The organism is Rhizobium sp. 1399 (genome assembly GCF_031455475.1).
Classification (GTDB): Bacteria; Pseudomonadota; Alphaproteobacteria; order Rhizobiales; family Rhizobiaceae; genus Rhizobium.
On record NZ_JAVDSU010000001.1, the window covers coordinates 1,155,149 to 1,175,812 of the forward strand.

Here is a 20,664-nt window from a genome sequence, read left to right on the forward strand (position 1 = left end):
CCGCCATCGGCGGGCCTTTCTTTTGACCCCAGCCTAGTTGCTTGCGTCTTCAATAACCCGCCAATCGGGCCGGCCGAGATTGACCGGCCAGGTGTGTACGTCTCGGTCATTGAAGTAGACGACTTCCTGCAGCTCCGGAAAATCACTCTGCTTGAGCGTTGCTGTTTCCATCCACGGCTTGATGTATCCATCACTGCCCTCATAGCCGAGTTCAGCCACCCAGACCGGCTTGTGATACTGGGCGACGAGGTCGTAACCCGGCCTCAGCGCCTCGGAAAAAGTTCGCGGCCCGTTGTGAACGATCCGGTCGTAAGGTTCCAAACCGAAGACCGAGAGGCCGATGAAGTCGACATAGGTGTCGCCTGGATAATAAGCATTAAGGCCCGCCTGTCCCTTCGGCGACCACATGAGTTTCGTATCGGGCGCTTCTTCCCGCACAATATCCATCATACGCCTGTAGGCGGCTATGTAATCAGAAGGATTCCAGCCGGACCACGAAAAGCGGCCGGATCTGTCTTCCATTTCCTGCCCCCAGCGGACGATGACCGGGCTTTTCAACTGGGCGATCATACTGGCAATCGCTCGCATGTTCACATCGTAATCGCCGCGAAACAGCTTCCGGCGAAGTTCATCTGAGGTCAGCCGCCAGTCCACGTCCCAAGACCAGGGTTCCACCGTGATCAGCAGGTTGCGGCCTCTTGCCAACGCATAGGCATCCGCCACACGCAGCGTTTCGAGATCGACGTCCTCCCATGGAAGGAAGAGGTGCTCTGTCGTCACGCTCTGCTGCGCGCCGAAATCGCCATGCGGGTCGTAGGCACCAAACTTGATGCCATTGGCATGAATGGCGGGCCGCTTGTCGGTGATCGTCTTGTCGGTGATCGTCTGGGCACCCGCATTCATGACGGCGGCGTTCTGCGCCTCACTTCGGTGCGACAGATCGGCAACGCCGAGCAGAAGCATCGCGATTGTTGCCGTCGAGATTTTCTTCGCCAGGGTTTTCATAGTCTTTTCCTCCCCTTCGGCTATTTATTGGTCGCGAGAACCTGTTTCAGCTCTTTGGCTTTCAGGCTCACCGTGTCTGCCAGAACCAGCTTCCGGAACTCATCATCGGCTTTCGTGGAAGCGTGCCGGAACACGTACCAGTCCCCGCTCGGCTGACGCCGCTGATAGATCGTGTTGCCGATCTTGCGGTGGCCGAAGCAGGTACTGGCACGTGCCGCCCCCTCATTATTGGTCCAGGTCGCGCGCATGCACATCTGACCGAGATCATCGACGACCCAGCGGCCCTCGGCGAAAGACTGTTTGCCGCCATTGTCGACCCAGGCGACGAAATGCCTACCCTCGCCAATGAAACGCCCGCCACCCGTGTCCCAGGTCCAGGTCTTGTCGGCGTAGATCACGTAGAGTTCGCCGGCACTCAGCGGCGTCGGTGTCGGTGCTTTCGTCTTTTCTGATGCGAGCGCGCCCATCGGGAGGATGAGGCCGAGGCACAGAGCCAGCACTCCTCCCGTAAATCGTGTTGTCATGCTCATTTTATCCTCCTCACGCATTTCTGCTCTCCCCACCATCCCTTCGTTCACGGCCGGCTTCAAAACCGTGCCATTTGAGACGGAATTTCACGATCCTGGTCTTGCCTCCGCCGAGCCCTGCACCCGCCACAGCAAATTGCGACTCGGTAAAGGTGACGAAGGGCTGGCCGTGCGAAAGCGCTTCCATGGCAGCTAGCCCGTGGTTGCCGAGTTGCGCCCCGCCGACCAGGCAGGCGACGAGACCGGCGGAGGCGGTAAACCGCAGGCCGTATACTTGCGGCAAAAGGGACTGACCGTTCTCCACTGTGTGACGGACGACAACCAGGATTACGAGCGATACATAAATCAACAGGTTGATCGCCGCGAAGATCTGGAAGCCACGCGCACCATCGCCATCGGCAGCAAAAGCCATGGCCGCAGCACAAATGCCCAATAGTGCGATGTATGGTGCCATTATCCGCGCCGGCAGTTTGCGCTGTCCTTGATCACCCTTCGGAGTGATGCGGAAATCCACGAAGGAACCGGTCACGTGATCGCGTGCGGCAGCGAGGGTGCCGGCAAGCGACCAAGGCCAGCGCAGCAGGATGAAAACCACCCCTTCCCAGCCAAAGAGCTTTGCATCGTATGGCCTGAATGTGCCTGATGCGCGCCAGAAGATGGCGAATACCGTCAGCACGATCGAAAGCGGCAGAGAATGCAGCAGGAATGCCGGATAGGTGACGTTGACGAAGACATGGCCGGTGAGCAGGGCTGCGACCGGCAGCAGGAACATCACTGCCATGAAAGTCGAAAACAACGGATACCAGAGCTGCGAAAACAGGAACTGGAACTTCAACTTCAGCGGCAGCCGGGCGACATGCCGGCGAGAATGATGCAGGAGGATGGTCACTAGGCTGCGGGACCACTGGAATTCCTGCACCACCAGATCGGCAAAGGTCGCCGGCCCGTCGCCATGGGCGATGGCATTGACCGCATGGACCCCGCGCCAGCCGCCGGCATTCATCATCAGCGTGGTCGAATGATCTTCCGCAAGCTCGGGACCGAGCCCGCCGATCTTCCTCAAGGCGGCCGTGCGAACGGCATAGTGCGAGCCGATGCAGAGCGGCGCCCAGCCATTATTGTATCCTGCCTGCAGCGAACCATGCAGGCTCGCTTCGGCATAGAGCCTGCCGCGGGCGGCCCAGCTTTCGGCCGCATTGGCATCGCAGATGCTGGGTGCCGAGACATAGCCGACTTCGGGATCGGCGAAGGGCCGCAGGACCTCGCGAAGATAAGTCGGCGTCGGCACATGATCGGCATCGAACTGGGCGACGAAATCATAGCGTTCATAGCCGAAGTGATCATAGAAATAGGCGAGATTGCCTTCCTTGCAGCGCGTGCGGCGCGGCCAGACGGGGCGGTGATATTCGCTGACGCCCTTGCGGGTTGAGATCATGACACCATGCTGCCCGCACCATCTCTTGGTCTCCTCGGACGGATCTTCATCGGCGAGCCAGACATCGAACTCGACACCCTTCTGATCGAGCATCGCAAGAAGCGTCTTGCGCACGACGGCGAAAGGTTCGGACGGTGCCTTGGTGACCACCATCGCGACGCGGCCCTTTGGCAGGTCGGCGGATGATCTGACCTGCCGCGCATCGAGAAAGATCAGGATGAAATAGGCCGGTATCAGGGTGACCCAGGCAAGGATGAGGGTGACGAGCAGGAATGACGGCCATGAAACGACATGAGTGGGCTCAGCCCACCAGAGCCAGAAGTAAGCGAGTGCTGCCAGCCAGCAGACGATGCCAAGACCATAGGCGGCTCGATTCCAGCCGGTAAAGACAGGCTCGAACATCTCGGATTTGGCGGCAGAAGACTGATGTGCGTGGTCGATTTCGGCTCTGGTGCTCATGCGATCACCTCCAGTCCGAAGGTCGGGCCAGCCGTGCGGATGATCGTATCGATATCTGAAAGCGTCGGCATGAAGTCGAGCTCCAGGCGAGCCCTTTTCGTATCGGCGAAAAGCACAGGCGGATCGCCAGCGCGGCGCGGCTGACAACGGATCGGCACCCTGTGGCCGGTCTTTCGTTTGACGGCATTAAGGATCTCGCCGACCGACGTGCCACGGCCGGAACCCAGATTGAGGCTCAAGGAATTGCCGCCGACCAGAAGGTGACGAACGGCGGCGAGATGCGCCTGGGCAAGATCGCTGACATGGATGTAATCCCTGACGCAGGTGCCGTCATCCGTCGAATAATCGGTGCCGAAAATGTCGAGGCTCTCGATCCGGCCGCTTGCGGCGAGAAGAGCGCGCGGGATCAGATGGGTTTCGGGATAGTGCCGCTCGGCAAGCTGGCCTTCCGGATCGGCGCCGGCCGCGTTGAAGTAACGGAGTGCGGCGAAGCGGATACCATAGGCGGCCGCATAATCCTCCAGTGCCATTTCGAAGATCAGTTTGGTTCTGCCATAAGGATTGACCGGCTGTTGCGGCGTTTTCTCGCCGATCGGCAGCATCTCGGGAATGCCGTAGGTCGCGCAGCTGCTGGAAAAGACGATCCTGTCGATACCGCAATCGAGACAGGCGTCCAGCAGCGACAGGCTGCCGATGACATTGTTGCGATAATAGATGCTCGGCTTTTCGACGGATTCACCGACATAGGCGTTGGCACCGCAATGGATGACACAATCCGGCGAATACTCGGCCATGACATGCCGCAACCTTGCGCCATCGGCGATATCCGCCTGGATCAGCGGGCCCCACCGGACGCTGTCGATATGTCCGGTGGAAAGATTGTCATAGGTGACCGGAACCATTCCGGCACGCGCAAGCGCCTTGCAGATGTGGCTGCCGATGAAGCCGGCGCCACCCGTAACCAGGATGTAGCGTGGCATCTCATACGGCCTCCACCACTTCCTTGCGGGCAAGCAGCGCATCGAAATAGGCTATCGTACGCTTCAGCCCGGTCTTCAGCTCCGTCGTCGGCCACCAGTTCAACTCTTCTCTGGCTCTGGAAATATCCGGACGGCGCTGCTGCGGATCGTCTGCCACGGCCGGCAGGTAAATGATGCGCGAGCGCGAATTGGTCAGATCAAGGACGATTTCGGCCAGATCCCGCACAGTGATCTCCGCCGGATTGCCGAGATTGATCGGACCGACGCAGTGTTCGCCGGCATCGGCGAAACGCAGGAAACCAGCGACGAGATCGTCGACATAGCAGAAGGAGCGGGTCTGCCGGCCATCCCCGTAGATCGTTATGTCGGTGTTGGAGAGCGCCTGGACGATGAAATTGGATACGACGCGTCCATCATCAAGGCGCATACGCGGGCCATAGGTATTGAAGATCCGGCCAACCTTGATATCGACGCCATACTTGCGGTGATAATCGAAGAACAGGGTTTCGGCTGACCGCTTGCCCTCGTCGTAGCAGCCGCGCGGACCGATCGGGTTGACATTGCCGAAATAGGTTTCGCGCTGCGGATTCTCGTGCGGATCCCCATAGACTTCCGAAGTCGAGGATTGGACGACCGTTGCGCCGCTGCGGCGGGCTGCATCGAGCGTATTGACGGCTCCAAGCACATTGGTCAGCAAGGTGCCGACGGGATCACGCTGATAGTCCGGCGGCGAGGCTGGCGAAGCAAAGTTGAAGATGACGGAAGCCTCGACGTCATAGGGCTGGCGCACGTCATGTTCCAAAAGCCGAAAACGGGCATTCTGCAGCAGATGCTCGATATTGACGTGGCGGCCGGTGTAGAAATTGTCGAGACAGATGACCTGATGGCCGCGCTCGAGAAGTCGCTCGCAAAGATGGGAACCCAGGAAACCGGCGCCTCCGTTGACCAGCACGGTTTTTGACTCCTGGCGTGGCGATGCGAATGCAGATCCTGAATATCCTTCGGTGGGAATACTACGCACTACAAATTCCTTCCCATGTCGTGTGGTCTTCATAGACCCTTCTATACTTTAGGCTCCCTCTTGATCCGCCTCGATAACTTCAACGCGAAGTGGTATCTATGAAATAACCGACTCGGTTATTCTTCGGATAATTGTACCTATGCTCAAAATGATAAGAGGATATCAGTGAAGGTCAACTTCAAAACACGGGAGCAATTCTAAATAGCTATAGTATTAAACTTCGGAATTTGCTTGATTAATCCCTCTCAATGACTATGGTGCCATGCTTTCTGTCCGGCCGCTCCAGCTTCAGTCAATGAAGCCAATATAAGGAGTGGCCAGCCATTGGTGTGCGAGGGCGCGTCGCTATTGCCCTGATGATAGAGAGGGTTTTTTAATGACGACTCATGATCGCATGCATGGCAGAGCGCCATGCAGCTTCAGCTCTCTAGCTTTGGCTGCGACGATCGTTCTCTCGGCCATCGGACCGATCTCATGTGCGGTCGTCGATACCGCGATCGTGGGAAGCACGGAGAAGAATGTCGTTGTGGCAAGCGTGCCACATGCCGCGAAGGACTTCGCCTATGCTGCCGAACCGAAGACCGCTTCGGCTAAAGTGAGCGCCGCGGTCTATCCCGGTTCCGCGCCTTACATCTGTTCGCCGAGCGGTTTCGGCCAGAAATCACACTGCTTTGCCCGCTCGTCCCGGATGGATTGATGGCCTAGTGCGGCCATCTGCCAGAGAGATCGCCACTGTCCGACGTATCGTTGAAGAAACGTGAGGCCGCTTCAGTGCGATTTCTCACATTCATCTTCTTATAGATATTGCGGACGTGAACCTTCACCGTGTTTTCGGACAGGTGAAGTTTGTCGGCGATGATCTTGTTCTGCGTGCCCTTACAGATGAGGTCGAGAATCTGTACCTCGCGCGTGGTCAGAGCCGCCATGCTATTGCGGCGAAGCTTCAGCGCGTTGGCGCGCGCTGCGTCGACGGACTTCGTCTGGTACAGCGAGGGCTCGAGCTGCGCCGTTGCCCGGTTGGACAGACGACCCAGAAGCGCGGATGGAAAATGTTCGCCGCCCTTCATCAGCAGATCGATTGCCGCCATGAAGACATCCAGACGCAGATTGAGCGGCAGGACGCCATCGACGACACGCGCCTCGACAAGACGGCTGATATAGGGCTCCATCATATCGATAGCTTCGACGACAAGGCCGATGGATGCGTCCGGACGGTTTTCACGAACGACCTGCAGCGCATCGTGCAACTCGGCGCCGGCGACATGATAGAACAGGACAAGCCGCATGTCGTGAATATCCTTCTCGGATATGGACTGCGCGCTCGATACGCTTACGACATCAAAATTCGGGAATTTCTTTGCCAGTGCCTCAACCATGCACTCGGAGAACAAGTCCGCCTTGGCGATTACCAGGACTGTTTCTCCATTCGGACCCAGTCTTCTTGCCTGATCCGAATCTCCTACTTCCGACCCAACCATGAACATATACGCCTCCCCTAGCGCTACACTATACTCAAACAAGGAGCTTCTACTCCCATTGGCGCGATGGCGGGTATTACATGCCGACGAACATTGCCCCTAGGCATGTGGCCGCCTTATCTTTTAGGCATTTCTTAATTATGGTAATATGGATTTCAAAGGAAAGAAATGGCCCAAATGGGTTAGTTGTCACGAAGTTATATTTATTTTTTGCCACTTTATGGTTGCATTTCCGACAAGAAACATACTAGCGGGCGGTATTTCAACTAGATCACGGTATAACGCAGCATGTATTAGTTCGAGACATACAAAAGCAAAGCGGTAATGGGCAGACGATATTTCAAAATAAGACGGAGAACCTTTCGAGCTTAACTTCGCGATACCGCAATCAGTCGAACCTTCCGGATTCCGAGGTATGGGGCGCCGTCCCGAATTCGCACACAGCCTTCTCCGAGCCCGCGATCCGGTATTGGCTTAGCTGGAGTATTGAACCGGACTTCAGATGCCTTAGCCCGAATTGATATCTATCGGGACCCATTTTTTTCCATCAATCTGCAACGGTTGCCAAAGTGGCGACGTGAAAATCAAGTATCAGCATGTGTTTTTGATACTTGGTCTTCTTTCGAGGGAACTCAAAAAGAAGTTCGACTGCCTTGCTCGCGCTCATATCGAGTCCGGGACCGGATTTGTGCGTCTTTGTACTGAATAGGCACAATCCCAATACAGAATTTGGCCAACAAATCGCGATGAAGCTGCAGGTGAAAAGGTATCGAGTCCATCTGCCGATGTTAACGCATTGGAGCAAGCGCGAGCAAAGATCCCATTTGAGATGAGAGGGACTTCGAAAGCTGCTCCAGTTTTTTTCTGGAGGAAACGTAATGCCTTATGATCCGAAGCCCGGTCCGCAGGGCTCAGACGACGACACCGTCAAGGTGGGCGCCCTGGCCGATGGCCTTTCCAGCGCTATCAATTCAACCGAAATCGATGATGATTCCACAGGTTACGTCGGCGGCATCGCCAATGGTGACAATCGCAACAACACCGACAACAGCACCGACGTTGACGTCAAGGCCAATGTCGATCTCGATGTGAAGACCGACAACGGCGACAACCGCGACAACGACTACGACTGGAGCTACAAGTCGGACGACGACACGAACACCAAGACGACCACCATCAACGATAACGACACGACGACCACCACGAAGTCGGACTACGACTGGAGCTATGACGCCAAGTCGTACAGCGACGACGACGTTGACATCAAGACGATCACCGATAACGACACGACCACCAAGACGGACACGGATATCGACACCGACATCAAGACGATTACGGATACCGATACCAAGACGACCACCAATAGCCACAATACCAGCGACAGCTTCAACAAGACGGACACGGACTTCGCCGTCATTGATGATGTCAAGGACTTCGGGAACCTCGGCGTAGCCGGCCACGACCTCACCTTCGACATCGGGGATGACTTCTCCTTCACCCTCAATATCGACAATATCCTCAACGGTTCACTGTCCGGCGAAGGCGCCGACTCAGTCTTCAGCACTGTCCAGGCAAACCATCTCGCAGACCAGGATCAGGCCTGGAACATCACGATGGAGAACGGCGGCGCTCAGAACCACCTGAGTGCGAATGCCGGCACAGCGCACGGTGCTGACGGCATGGATATGGACAGCAAGGGCTGGGATCTCAAGGCAGGTGACGACGTCACAGGCACTTCGACGGCAGATGCTTCGGCAATTCTTGCCAATTCGGGCTTCCATATGGAGCTCGTTCAGGGCGCGAACATGCTCAGCAACGCTGTGGACTCCAGTGTCATCGGCGGCAACTCACATGCTTCCGATGTCGGCGAAGATACAAGTGGGCACTAACCTCCAAGACAAGAAAGGGCTGCACCGGCTTCGGCCGGTGCAGTTTGAATGCTTGCGTGCGAATTGACGAACAGCGCGGCTCCCTCAGAAGGATGTCGCATGGCCGGTCGTCTCTTCGATAAGGGAGGCCAAGGCAATGCAAATCGAGAAATTCTCAGAAATCATCGCCCATTTCATCGGCATATTCGAAACGACGACCGATGAGATGAGGCTGCGTGCGGGGCTGACGGAGGGTACAGGCCCTGCCGAAAATAATCCGGCGCTTGACGATCTGGTCGCCAATACGCCCACCTTCGCCTCCGATCTCGCGCTCCAGGACTACGATCCTGATGTCAACTACAGAAGCGTCAGCTATGAGATCGCTTATGGGGGCGCACGCCGCTTCGGCCGCCCCTTTGAGGAAAGCATCGAAAAGCTCTCCGAGATTGCCCACCGCGATGTGTCGTCGCTGCCCCGGTTCGGCAGCCCACAGGACATCGATATCGAAACCGAAGAAGAGCTGCAGGTTTTCGACGGCCCCGGCTCGGTGATCCGCTTCACGACACAGGTCAACATTCTCTACGACGACGATTATCTCGATATGACTGGTGGCAATCATGCCCCGCGCGATACGAGTTTCGTCGTTGAGAAACTGGCTGAATTCAGCGCCAAGGCCGAGATTTTCTCTCCCTTTTCCGACCTGCATCGGACCGACACCCTGGAGGGGGTTAAGCAGATCGCCGGGGATATGGAAACCTACATCCAGGGAGTAAGGGATTCCGGCCAGACATCGATCGGAACGGGCGAGCCGCCGGCAGACAATCCAAACGATCAGGCACATGATTTCGTGCTGGCGGGTGACGAGATCACCGGACCTTATATGAACGGCAAGCACGTTTCCGGAATTCCGGCGCTCGACGACCTGCTGCCGGACCGGGGGCTCGCCAAACTGCCTGAGGAACCGGACGAAACCCAGACATCCGTCGAACAGCATGACCCGGCTGGAAACAGCCTGGAGGTCACTGCGGGCGCAAACCTCGTCGCCAACATTGCCTCCGTCGTCAATACCGCAGTGATCTCTTCCGTGACGGCTGTCATGGGCGACTATCACCAGGTCGATGCGATCACCCAGGTCTATGTCTACAGCGACAATGACAGCATCGCCTCGGTCTTCCATTCCTCAGCCGATGCAACCGGCGTCACCGCCTACAATATTGCAAGCTTCGAACGGGACACGTTCCAGTCAACACAGCCGCAGACAACGGTGGATGTACATGGCGACCCCATCTTTCCGATGGCCTGGCGTGTCAGCGTCATCGAGGGCGACGTCTCCTTCGTGAGCTGGATCGAACAGTATCATTTCGTGACCGACAACGACACCATAACCGTCACGACGAGTGGGTCGGAAGCGACGGTTCTGACGGGCGGAAATACGACGCTGAATTTCTCGTCCTTCTTCCAAATGGGCCTGCAGTACGATCTGGTGATCGTCGGCGGAAATGTCTACGATATCAACAGCATCACGCAGATTTCGCTTCTCTACGACAACGACTGGGCGCGCGCCGAAGACGGTGTAGACGGCGGTGCCACCATCCAGTCCGGCAACAATCTCATCTGGAATCTTGCGGCGATCCACAATGTTGGAACCAACGACCGCTTCGAGACCATGCCCGACTATATGCACGAGGCAGAGAAGGGGATCCAGGAGCGCGATCCGACAATGCCCGAGGGCTTGTCCACCGATTCCAATTTCCAGGGCTATGTCGGCGTGAATGTTCTCTACATCACAGGCAATCTCTACGACATGACGATCATCAAGCAGGTCGCGGTGCTCGGAGATTCCGACGACGTGACCCAGGCTGCAGCCGAGCTTCTGAAGAACAACCAGGACGCCGTGATCACGATCGATACAGGCAGCAATACCGTCGCCAATATCGCTGAAATCGTCGACTACGACAGCTTCGGCAACACCACCTATGTTGCCGGTCAGCTCTATTCCGACGCCATTCTCATCCAGGGTGGTATCATAGAACACGACACCACCCAGCCCGAGACGGCGGGCGAAAAGCTTGCCAATGAAGTCATCGCCTTTCTCGATGACGATGCCCCCCAAGGCGCGGACAGCGGCGACGGCATCATCAACGGCGGGCATGATCTTTCATGGTCCTCCGCTCACCCCTCAGATGTAATGCAAGCCGTGGTCGCGTGACCTGCGTATCTTGGGAGAGACCGCGATGAATCAGATTTCAAAACAGATTTTTGCAAATAGCAGCGCGCTTGATCTGCGTGGCGAAAAGCCGTCCTCTACGGCGGCAAATCCTCAGGATTTTCTGACGGAGACCTGCGTTTCGGCGATCGACGATGCGGTGGACCATCTTCGCCAGCTGACGCGCAAAGTGTCTTCCTATCCCCATGAAGTCGAGGCTGTCGCTGAAGAGAAGGTGGATGACGTGCAAACCGTGATGCCGACCGAACAACCTACAAGGCAGCTTTCCGGCCATGACATACCCGTCGTCAATGTCGTGGAGCCGGAAACAAAGCCGCAGCCGGCTGAAGAACTGATGGCGGCGCCCGTCATCGAGGCCCGGCGGATGCCCGGTGAAACCGACGAGCTCAAGGCCAAGCCGGATATTCCCTTTGCCAAGACGATCGATGGCGACACCGGTCCGGTGAAGGAAAATGAGCGCCGCCTGCGCACAGGCGACGGCGGCGGGGGCGGCAAGGAACCGGATTTCGGCGGCGGGGGCGGCGGGGGCGGCGGCGGAAACAGCGGCTTCCACAAGCGCAGCGAGCCGGTGAATTTCGCTTTGAGCCTTGCGCGAGGCATCACGGTTATCAGGCGCAATCTCGCGATCGTGATGGTCTTCACGATCGCGATCAACGTACTCCTGCTGGCGATCCCGCTCTACCTCTTCCAGATTTCCGACCGTGTCCTGACCAGTCGCTCCATCGACACGTTGGTGATGCTTTCCATCGTGGTGGTGGGCGCCGTCCTCTTACAGGCCTTCCTGGATTCTGTCCGGCGCTTCATCCTGATGCGGACTGCCGTGGAACTGGAAGTCCAGCTGGGCGCGCCGATCCTCAGTGCCGCCGCTCGCGCCTCGCTGCATGGAAGCGGCAAGGATTACCAGATCCTGCAGGACCTTCAATCTCTCCGCAGCTTTTTGACTTCAGGAACGCTGATTGCTTTCCTCGACGCGCCGCTGATGCCGCTCTTCGTGATCGTCGTCTACCTGGTGCATCCGCATCTCGGCATCATCATCATGGTCTGCTGCGCGGTGCTGTTTGTGATCGCTTTCCTGAACCAGAAGTTCACGGCCAAACAGTTCGCCGAATCCAACAGCTATCTCAGCCGCGCGAATTTCCATCTCGATTCCATGTCGCGGAATTCGCAGATCATCAACGCGCTCGCGATGATCCCCGAAGCAGTGAAGATGTGGGGCCGCGAAACCGCCGGCTCGCTGAAATCCCACGTCCAGGCGCAGGACCGCAACATCATCTTCACCGGCATTTCCAAGGCCTGCCGCATGATCACGCAGGTCGGGCTTCTCGGCTGGGGCGCGCATCTGTCGCTGTCAGGAGAGCTGACGGGCGGCATGGTCATCGCAGCCTCAATCATTTCCGGCCGTGCGCTGGCGCCGATTGAAGGAGCAATCGAAGGCTGGCATCAGTTCAACCGATCGGCCGCAGCCTATGGCCGCATCAAAAACCTGCTGCTGACCTCGCCGCTCAACTTTCCGCGGCTGCGCCTTCCCAATCCGGAAGGCAGGCTCGATGTGGAGCGGATCCTCTTCGTTCCGCCGCCGCAGAAGAAGGTGATCCTGAACGGCATCTCCTTCTCGTTGAGGAAGGGTGAATCGCTGGGGATCATCGGCAATTCCGGTTCCGGCAAGACGACGCTCGGCAAGATGCTGGTGGGCTCGATCCTGCCGACCTCCGGCAATGTGCGCCTCGACCTCATGGATCTGCGCAATTGGGACCAGCGGCAGTTCGGCGAAAGCATCGGCTATCTGCCGCAGGATGTGCAGCTCTTCCCGGGCACCATCAAGGCCAATATCTGCCGCATGCGCGATGACGTCGAAGACCGGCAGATCTATGAGGCCGCCGTCCTTGCCGACGTGCATGAGCTGATCGCCAGTTTCCCACAGGGTTATGAGACCGTCGTCGCGTCCGATGGCGCGCCGCTTTCGGGTGGCCAGAAGCAGCGCATCGCACTGGCGCGCGCCTTCTTCGGCAATCCCAAATTCGTCGTGCTCGACGAGCCCAATTCCAATCTCGACACCCAGGGCGAAGCCGCGCTCGCAAAAGCACTGATCCACGCCAAGAAACAGGGCATCACGACAGTTACGATCACGCAACGCCCGGCACTTCTGCAGTGCGTAGACAAGATCATGGTGCTCAAGGACGGCACGGTCGCCATGTTCGGCGAGCGAATGGAAGTCCTGCAGGCAATATCCAAGGGCAATGGCCGAACTGGCCAACAGTCACCGCGTATCGAAGGATGAAGGCCATGGGAAAGAAAAAGCAGGAATCCAGCGGCCCGGTGCAGCTCGAATGGTATGGCGACGTGCCACGCTCCATCCGTTTGCACAGCTTTGTCGGCCTGGCGGTCCTCTTCTGCTCGTTCGGCGGTTTCGGATACTGGGGGGCAACCGCGCCACTTGCCTCCGCCATCATCGCCCAGGGCAGCTTCGTGGCAACCGGCAACAACAAGGTCGTCCAGCACCTTGAAGGCGGCATCATCAAGGAAATGCTCGTCAGCGAAGGCGAAAGCGTCAAGGAGGGCGACGTCCTGGTGACGCTCGACCAAACAGCCGCGTTGACCAACGAGCGGATGCTGACGCTGAGGCGGCTGCGTCTGGAAGCAGTCGTTGGACGTCTGAGGGCCGAAGCACAGGGATCGCGTGAGTTCAAGCTTCCTGACATCGTCATGGCAGAGGCGAGTGACCCCGATATCAACGCCATCATCCAGAGCCAGAACATCGTCTTCCGCAGCAAGCAGGTCAAACTCGAGGAGCAGCTCAACCTTATCGAGAAGAACATCAAGTCGCTGGAATACCGCTTCGAAGGCTACAAAGGCCAGCGCGAGTCCTTCGAACGGCAACTGGCGCTGCTCTCGGATGAGCGGGACTCCAAGGAACGGCTCGTCAAGGTCGGCTATATGCGCAAGACCGACCTTCTGGCCATCGAGCGCGCCATTGCCGATGCGATGGGCGATATTTCGCGCCTGAACGGAGAACTCAACGAGAGCGAGGCGGAAATCGCAAAATTCCGTCAGGAAGCGGTCATCGCCGTCAACTCCAACAAGCAGGCAGCGCTTGATGCGCTGGAGACCGCCGAATCCGACCTCGACAGCGTGCGTCAACAGCTGCACGAAGCTGCTGGCGTTCTGGAGCGTACGGTCATCCGTTCGCCGGTGACTGGTACCGTTGTGCGCTCCTACTACCACACCGCCGGCGGCGTCATCACCACCGGAAAACCGATCATGGAAATCCTGCCGGCCCACGTGCCGCTGATCCTGGAGGCGCAGGTATTGCGTACCTCCATCGATCAGCTTCACGAAGGGCAGACGGCGGCAATCCGCCTGACCGCCCTCAACAGGCGCACCACGCCGGTTCTGGAAGGCAAGGTCTTCTATGTTTCGGCCGACTCCATTGAGGAAAATGCCGGCCTATCCGTGAAGGATGTGTACATCGTGCGCGTACAGATCCCGGACTCGGAAATTGCCCGCGTTCACAACTTCCATCCAGTTCCCGGCATGCCTGCTGAAGTGCTGATCCAGAGTTCGGAGCGCACCTTCTTCGAATATCTGAGCAAACCGATCGCCGACAGCATGTCACGCGCCTTCAAGGAGCGCTAAGCGCAGAAATGGCCGAAGCGTTCAACGAAATGATCTGATATAGTCCATGTATTATCAGCGTTGAGCCGAGGGAGTTCAGCATGCCGGCCATGTCAGATGTCTTGTTGAATGTTGGCCGGTTAAACTATGTCTGGACGAATACAGAAAGCCTGCTGATCTATATTATCGCCCATCTTCTCAAGGTGGAGAAGGAGGCGGCGATCGTTGTCTTCCTGACGCTTAATACGACACGCGCGCGCATAGATCTCGTCGAGCGTCTCGCGAAGCTTCCTTCGACGCCGGCTGCGGACCGCAAAGCCGTTCTTTCAGCCATGTCGCGCCTGAAGAAGGAATCGAAGATGCGCAACAAATACAATCACTGCATCTATTCCTTCGACGAGAAGGGTGAAATCTCCAGCACGCAACTCATGCGCCTGGTCGAGGACGACAAGGAAATTCGCTACGGAAAGATCGAACAGATGGATGACCGGGAATTGGAGCTTCTGGAAAAATCGATTGGCGAGATCGTCAATATCAGCAAGGCGCTCTGGGCTTTCATCCATGCAAGTCCACGGATTGTCGCGCTCTAGTATTGCAGGCCGAGAATGGCTGCGTTGGGCTAATCCGATTTCGTCTCAAGGAATCACCCGGACGGTTTATTTGAAGATCGATGTTTCCCATTAGACTGGAATTTCCCGAATTAGGTATGGAGTATTGGGAGGGGGGCATGCGCATCGATGTCATTGATACCATCGCCGGTTTTGACGCCGTTCGCGACAATTGGGATCAGGTCTATCGGGATGATCCAGACGCCCAACATTTCCTCTCCTGGACATGGCTCAGAGACTTTCTTGGGCACCGCGGCCGATGGTTCGTGCTGGCGCTGCGCGAGCGGGAGCCGAATGCTCCCTATGTCGCCTTTTTGCCGCTGAGATTGCTCACGAAACTTGATGAGCAGTGCGGGCTTTTCTACGATGAAATCGTCATGGGCGGGAATTATTCGGCTGACTATACCGGCCTCATCGTCATGCCCGGTTACGAGCAAAAAGCCATCGCCGGTTTTGCTGCTTATCTCAAACAGCAGAACTGGACGCATCTCAGGCTGGAGCATTTCAGCGGGCCGCCGGAACGGCGGGAGAAGATGATCCTGGCGCTGCAGGGGCCGCTTGTCATGTTCCGTGACAACGTGCCCACCAGCCATGATAATATCGACAATACGATCTGCCCGGTCGTCTCGTTGCCGGCAAGCTGGGACGACTATCTGGAGCAGACTTTGAGCAGTCAGACGCGCCAGAAGCTGCGCCGCTTCCTGCGCAAGCTCGATGGCGACGAAGGCTACCGAATCACGATGGCAACGCCCGAGACCATTGACCGCGACCTCACTATTCTTTTCGATTTCTGGCGCACGCGATGGACGGAGCGCAAAGGACCGGAGCGGACGGAGCGGCTCATCAATTCAACGCGTGAAATGCTGATGGACTGCTTCAAGAGCGGCACGCTCGACGTCCCGGTCTTCTGGTTCGGCGAGCAGCCGCTCGGCGCCCTCGCCAATATCATCGACCACCCAAAAAAGACGATCCTTTTCTATATCACCGGTCGTGACGAGAACTGGAAAACTCCGTCTCCCGGTCTGGTTCTGCATGGATACTGCATCCGCCGGGCGATCGAAGACGGCTTCCGGTTTTATGATTTCCTGCGTGGAAACGAATCTTACAAATATGTCTTCTGCGCTGACGAGCGGCGGATCAGCTATACGCTCTTCAGGACCCGCGACGGACGCAATCTCGGCGGCGTTCTGCATCCACGCAGCGTCAAATATGTCTACGAACAAGCGCTCGAAATGTATCGAAAGGGTGAGAAGGGAAAAGCCGAGATCGTCTTCACCCAGGTTCTGCAATCCTCGCCGGGCCATGTCGGTGCCGAATTTGGCCTTGCCAACCTGCTCTTCGATCGGGGAAAGCTGACCGAAGCCCTTGCCGCCTATCAGTCGCTGCTGGAGCGCACCGCCGAACCGCTGCCAATTGCACTTCGCCTTGGAGATACGCAACTGGCGCTGAAACTCTATGAGGATGCAGCCGTAACTTTCCATCGCATCGGCGAGCAGGCGCCCCATGTGGTGCAGGCCCGCTACAAGGAAGGTGTGGCCCTCATCGCAACACGCCGTCTCACCCAAGCCGAGACAGTCCTCGCGGCGATCCAGGATATCCATACCGACGATCCGGCTGCCATTCCCTATACCGAGCTTGCTTCCGTGGCGCTCGAGCGTCTACGCCAGCACAATGCGGCATTGGCAGCCGACGAACAGATTCCTGAAGGCATGATGGGATTGCCGGGAAAGCGCGGCGGCGAGAAACGCCGCCCGCGCATGCACTAAAGTCTTTGTTTTCCCATGTGATTACCGCAAAACCGCTGCACAATTTCGCGCGACCTGCTCTAGGTTTGACGGAACTCAGGCCCCGGTTTCGGTCTGGTGCCTGATATCATCGGCGAGAGGATGCAAGGTATCGGCTGGCAGGGCACCGACGAGGCTGTACCCCATGCCGCCGGACGCCCAGCTCCAGCCCTCAACATTGCCCTGCGCATGCGGCGCCATGGGTTTGTTCTGATCGGCGAGCATTGGCCGCGTCAGCATGACGAGACGCGTTCCCCGATCATCATCATACATCAGCATCAATCCGGCGCCATGCGACGTCGAGATCATCCTGCCACCCATCAGACGATAGCCCGACTTGGAAAGATCCGGCAGCATCGGCTTGCGGCCCATGCGTTCCGTCGCCCAGTCGACGAGCTCGGCCATATCGTCGGCACGGAGCTCGACCGGCCTCACCCTGTCGGGCGCGTAAGTGGCGAAGCTGTTGGCAGCTTCATCAGCCAGCGCTACCATGCCCTCGCTTGGCTGCCGGTACATGCCATGCAGCATCCAGCCACCGGAGCCGCCGGCGACGAGGAGAACGACTGCGGCGGCCGCCATACGCCAGAAGGGCAACCGGCCTTGCTTGGGCACCTCCAGCAGGTGGTTCAGGTTCAGTCGGCTCGGGATTGGTTCTTCCGCGACAGAGTTGAGCGCAGCCCGCAAATCGAGCCGCTGCCTGCCGTAGCTGTCGATTCGCGCGGCGATTTCGGGATGGGTTTCAAGATAGACGGAAACCTCGGCTTCACGCGCCTCATCCAGCTCACCGTCCACAAAACCATGAAGATCATCCTCGGTGATCGGTTTTACGCTCATTTTACTCTCCGAAGATGGGCGGCTGGCCCCTGTGTTGTCTGCCCCGAGTTCTCCAATATCTGCCGTAGCCGCTCACGCGCCCGCGACAGGCGCGACATGACGGTGCCGATCGGGATAGCCAGGACTTCCGCTGTCTGCGAATAGGACAGATCCTCGACCGATACCAGCAGCAGGACGCTGCGCTGCTCCTCCGGAAGTTTCTCCAGCGCCTGAATGATATCGCGACGCATCAGATTGTCTTCCTGTGTCGGTTGCCGGGCAAAGGCACTTTCATCCACCTTCTCAAAGGGCAGATGTTCGCCACGGCGTGCGGTCTGTTTCAACCGGTTGACCGCGAGATTGTGAAGGATAGCGAAAATCCAGGTGCGCGGATCGTCGTTTCGGCGATGATGCCAATGGGCAATAACCCGCTCCAGGCAATCCTGAACGAGATCGTCGGCCGCCGTTGCATCTTTCAACAATCCACGAGCGTAGCGGCGGAGTGCCGGGATCATCGGCTCGACAAGCTGCAGAATGTCACTCATGAGGCTTACCTTCAGGAGCTTTCGCCCGCCACCCTATCACAGGCGGCGGGCGGAAGAGATTTACTTCGCTTCGATCTGGACGACTTCGCCAGACCCTTTATCTCCCGCCGCGGTAATGACGAGATAGCGGCGCTCGGCCTTCTCTCTGGTCTGGACGATCTGCCTTATAGGGCCGACGGCATTGACGATCGCCGAACCAGCCGGGTTTGTCATGAATGACACCAGAGGCTGGAGATCGCCAGTCCCGTCAGCTCGCATGGAGAGTGCAAGAATGTAAGGCTTCTTGGGCTCCAGCCCCGTCACGGAAGCCTGCAGCACCTGTGACAAACCCTGATCGAAAAGGGAGACACTCGTCGGTGCAACGCCATCCTGCTTCGCCTTCGGCGCGCGCAGGACAAGATGCGCCACCTGGCCAGCGACGCCGAGCGGTTGGAGGTTCTGCGTGCCGTCGCCCTCAGGGACTGCATCGGGGACATAGTTGACGGCCTGCGGTGCCTGGCCGATCGGTATCGTAGCGATCACCTTGTTTGTCAGTGTATCGATCGCTGCCAGCGCATCGGCGTTTTCGAGACCCACATAAACGCGCGTGCCATCGCCTGATGGCCAGACGCCGTGCGGAAGATTGCCGACGGGAATTGTCGCGACCTGTTCGAAATTATCCGTGCGATAGACCTTCACCTCGTTAAGGCCACCAACGGAGATATAGGCAAATTCGCCGTTGGCGTTGTGAACGATGTTGACGTGATTGGTGATTGGCCCGGTATCGATCGTCCTGATGAGATCAAAGGGGGCTTCAGCGTCGAAGACCTGCGTCTTGCCGATATCCTTCAGCGTAAACCAGACCTGCTTGCCATCAGGCGCCGCGGCAATGTTGGGGCAGAAGGGGCTTTCCTGCTTGATGTGGCCGACGATCTGGTGATCGGCGACGGAAACGACAACGGTCTCGGGATTGAACGAGGAGCATATATAGCCGTATTTGCCATCCGGCGAGAAGATCTGCATGCCTGGGCCGGCCGGCACCTTGATCTGCAGCTTCTCCTCATAGGTATGCGCATCGATGACGGAGATATAATCCTCTCCGCGAACGGTGACCCAGACTTCGTTACCATCAGGCGTAAAGAATGCCTCGTGCGGCGAACGGCCCACATATGTGGTGTGCTTTACGGCATTGGTTGCTGTGTCGATGAACGTCACCGAATTCGAGCCGATCGAAACGACAGCCAATGTCTGGTGGTCGGGCGAATAGCCCATGCCGTGGACCAGGACCTGCCCACGATAGAGCGGGCTGAGATTGCCCGGTTGCGGATCGCCGAGACGGATGACGCCGAGCAATTTGTTAGTGGATGGATCGGTGACCGAAACCGTGTTGGAGAATTGTTCGGCCGCGTAGACGCGATCCTTGCTACTGATCGGGATGTCAGGATCAGAGGCCGCACCCGGCGCCTGGCCGGCGAAACTTGTTAAGGGCGCCAGCATCGTGCCGGCAAGCAGGCTGAGGGCGAGAAGGCTAGATTTCATGACGGGGTCCTTTCAATTGCCCATTTTCATGTTCGGATCCATGGCCGGCATCATCGACATGCCGGCGCCGGAAGAGAGGGAGTTTTGCGGGGAAACTTGTGTCGGTGCTGGCTCCGAAGGCGGAAGAGGATCGCCGAGAGCCAGCCGCATCGCGGCGATTTCCTGCTGTTGATCGACGATGATTTCCTGGGCAATGCGTTTGAGCTGCTCATTGCTGCCATAGCGCAGATAGGCCTGCGCCATATCGATCGCGCCTTGATGATGAGGGATCATCATCTCGACAAAATCCCTGCTAACGTCGCCTGTCGGCTTGACCGCCATGTCGCTCATCATCTTCGCCATGGCTGCATCGTTTTCCTTCAGGAACGGCGTCTCGTCAGTAACCGCGGAGGTGGTGTGTTCATGCGATGCTGGATCGTCCGCAAACGCCGAAACGGACAGGACCACCAAGATCGATACCGCTAGCGGAAGGGAACTTTTTCGGGGAAAGACGTTCATGCGGGCTCCTTGTTTTGCAGAGCGGTTTCATGAGCGTTGACAACGGAGCTGCCGATTTATTCCGGCTAGCTGTGGTTTTTGCGAGGATGAGATAAATTTTGGCATTGTGGCGGGCTGCGGTGGCTGAAGACGATGGGCGTAGCCGCTTCTCGCGCCAATAAAAAAAGCCCGCTTTGCGGCGGGCTTGTTTAATTGGTTTCGTTTGCAGGCTTTTTGCCCTGTTCGGGTTTCGCACCCATGCGGTTATGATGAGCATTGGGGAACGAGGAGCGAGCATCGCTAGCGA

General features: G+C 57.7%; 16 protein-coding genes and 1 pseudogene. 7 read left to right on the forward strand and 10 right to left on the reverse strand.

The features are described from left to right. Window positions 1-33 precede the first annotated feature (33 nt). The 5 genes and pseudogenes from J2X71_RS05955 to J2X71_RS05975 all read right to left on the reverse strand — a co-directional run bounded on the left by J2X71_RS05955 (window position 34) and on the right by J2X71_RS05975 (window position 5,427). Window positions 34-1,005 (reverse strand): glycosyl hydrolase, encoded by a 972-nt coding sequence (locus tag J2X71_RS05955; RefSeq protein ID WP_310379980.1) that lies wholly within the window; start codon window positions 1,003-1,005, stop codon window positions 34-36. Between the two features lie 7 nt (window positions 1,006-1,012). After that, a pseudogene (locus J2X71_RS05960) lies at window positions 1,013-1,535 on the reverse strand (DUF995 domain-containing protein); the annotation flags it as partial. A gap of 10 nt (window positions 1,536-1,545) precedes the next feature. Next, window positions 1,546-3,426 (reverse strand): glycosyltransferase family 2 protein, encoded by a 1,881-nt coding sequence (locus J2X71_RS05965; RefSeq protein ID WP_310379984.1) that lies wholly within the window; start codon window positions 3,424-3,426, stop codon window positions 1,546-1,548. Continuing rightward, a complete protein-coding gene (gene galE, locus J2X71_RS05970) occupies window positions 3,423-4,406 on the reverse strand; it encodes a UDP-glucose 4-epimerase GalE (protein WP_113320454.1) in 984 nt (327 codons plus the stop codon). The genes J2X71_RS05965 and galE overlap by 4 nt, the downstream gene beginning before the upstream one ends. Window position 4,407: 1 nt before the next feature. Further along, window positions 4,408-5,427, reverse strand: a complete 1,020-nt coding sequence (locus tag J2X71_RS05975) for an SDR family oxidoreductase (protein WP_310379986.1) — start codon at window positions 5,425-5,427, stop codon at window positions 4,408-4,410. Between the two features lie 376 nt (window positions 5,428-5,803). Between J2X71_RS05975 and J2X71_RS05980 the strand changes: the two genes are divergently transcribed. Beyond that, the gene (locus tag J2X71_RS05980; protein WP_113320452.1) at window positions 5,804-6,124 is read left to right on the forward strand and encodes a hypothetical protein; all 321 of its coding nucleotides are present in this window, start codon (window positions 5,804-5,806) and stop codon (window positions 6,122-6,124) included. A 4-nt stretch (window positions 6,125-6,128) separates the two neighbouring features. Here the strand turns inward: J2X71_RS05980 and J2X71_RS05985 are convergent, their stop codons facing one another. Then, window positions 6,129-6,911, reverse strand: coding sequence for a response regulator transcription factor (locus tag J2X71_RS05985; RefSeq protein WP_113320451.1), 783 nt, complete (start codon window positions 6,909-6,911; stop codon window positions 6,129-6,131). An 872-nt stretch (window positions 6,912-7,783) separates the two neighbouring features. Here J2X71_RS05985 and J2X71_RS05990 point away from each other — a divergent pair. The 6 genes from J2X71_RS05990 to J2X71_RS06015 all read left to right on the forward strand — a co-directional run bounded on the left by J2X71_RS05990 (window position 7,784) and on the right by J2X71_RS06015 (window position 16,986). Continuing rightward, on the forward strand, window positions 7,784-8,794 hold the full coding sequence (locus J2X71_RS05990; RefSeq protein ID WP_113320450.1) for a fibrinogen-binding protein: 1,011 nt from the start codon (window positions 7,784-7,786) through the stop codon (window positions 8,792-8,794). A gap of 136 nt (window positions 8,795-8,930) precedes the next feature. Next, window positions 8,931-10,982, forward strand: coding sequence for a hypothetical protein (locus J2X71_RS05995; protein ID WP_310379990.1), 2,052 nt, complete (start codon window positions 8,931-8,933; stop codon window positions 10,980-10,982). A 25-nt stretch (window positions 10,983-11,007) separates the two neighbouring features. Then, window positions 11,008-13,278, forward strand: a complete 2,271-nt coding sequence (locus J2X71_RS06000; RefSeq protein ID WP_310379992.1) for a type I secretion system permease/ATPase — start codon at window positions 11,008-11,010, stop codon at window positions 13,276-13,278. 5 nt (window positions 13,279-13,283) lie between these two features. Continuing rightward, window positions 13,284-14,633 carry an HlyD family type I secretion periplasmic adaptor subunit gene (locus tag J2X71_RS06005; protein WP_310379994.1) on the forward strand — a complete coding sequence of 450 codons (1,350 nt, stop codon included), beginning with the start codon at window positions 13,284-13,286 and terminating at the stop codon, window positions 14,631-14,633. A gap of 80 nt (window positions 14,634-14,713) precedes the next feature. After that, the gene (locus tag J2X71_RS06010; protein ID WP_037100325.1) at window positions 14,714-15,202 is read left to right on the forward strand and encodes a hypothetical protein; all 489 of its coding nucleotides are present in this window, start codon (window positions 14,714-14,716) and stop codon (window positions 15,200-15,202) included. 137 nt (window positions 15,203-15,339) lie between these two features. Further along, on the forward strand, window positions 15,340-16,986 hold the full coding sequence (locus J2X71_RS06015) for a GNAT family N-acetyltransferase (RefSeq protein ID WP_310379997.1): 1,647 nt from the start codon (window positions 15,340-15,342) through the stop codon (window positions 16,984-16,986). A gap of 75 nt (window positions 16,987-17,061) precedes the next feature. On the opposite strand, the gene J2X71_RS06020 is transcribed toward J2X71_RS06015, so the two are convergent. From J2X71_RS06020 to J2X71_RS06035, 4 genes are read right to left on the reverse strand one after another with little or no spacing between them, the layout of a single operon-like run. Continuing rightward, a complete protein-coding gene (locus J2X71_RS06020; protein ID WP_310380000.1) occupies window positions 17,062-17,838 on the reverse strand; it encodes an anti-sigma factor in 777 nt (258 codons plus the stop codon). Beyond that, the gene (locus J2X71_RS06025) at window positions 17,835-18,362 is read right to left on the reverse strand and encodes an RNA polymerase sigma factor (RefSeq protein WP_310380001.1); all 528 of its coding nucleotides are present in this window, start codon (window positions 18,360-18,362) and stop codon (window positions 17,835-17,837) included. Before J2X71_RS06025 ends, J2X71_RS06020 begins: the two co-directional genes overlap by 4 nt. Before the next feature lie 60 nt (window positions 18,363-18,422). After that, window positions 18,423-19,880 carry a YncE family protein gene (locus tag J2X71_RS06030; protein ID WP_310380003.1) on the reverse strand — a complete coding sequence of 486 codons (1,458 nt, stop codon included), beginning with the start codon at window positions 19,878-19,880 and terminating at the stop codon, window positions 18,423-18,425. A 12-nt stretch (window positions 19,881-19,892) separates the two neighbouring features. Beyond that, window positions 19,893-20,378 (reverse strand): DUF305 domain-containing protein, encoded by a 486-nt coding sequence (locus J2X71_RS06035; RefSeq protein ID WP_310380005.1) that lies wholly within the window; start codon window positions 20,376-20,378, stop codon window positions 19,893-19,895. Window positions 20,379-20,664 lie beyond the last annotated feature (286 nt).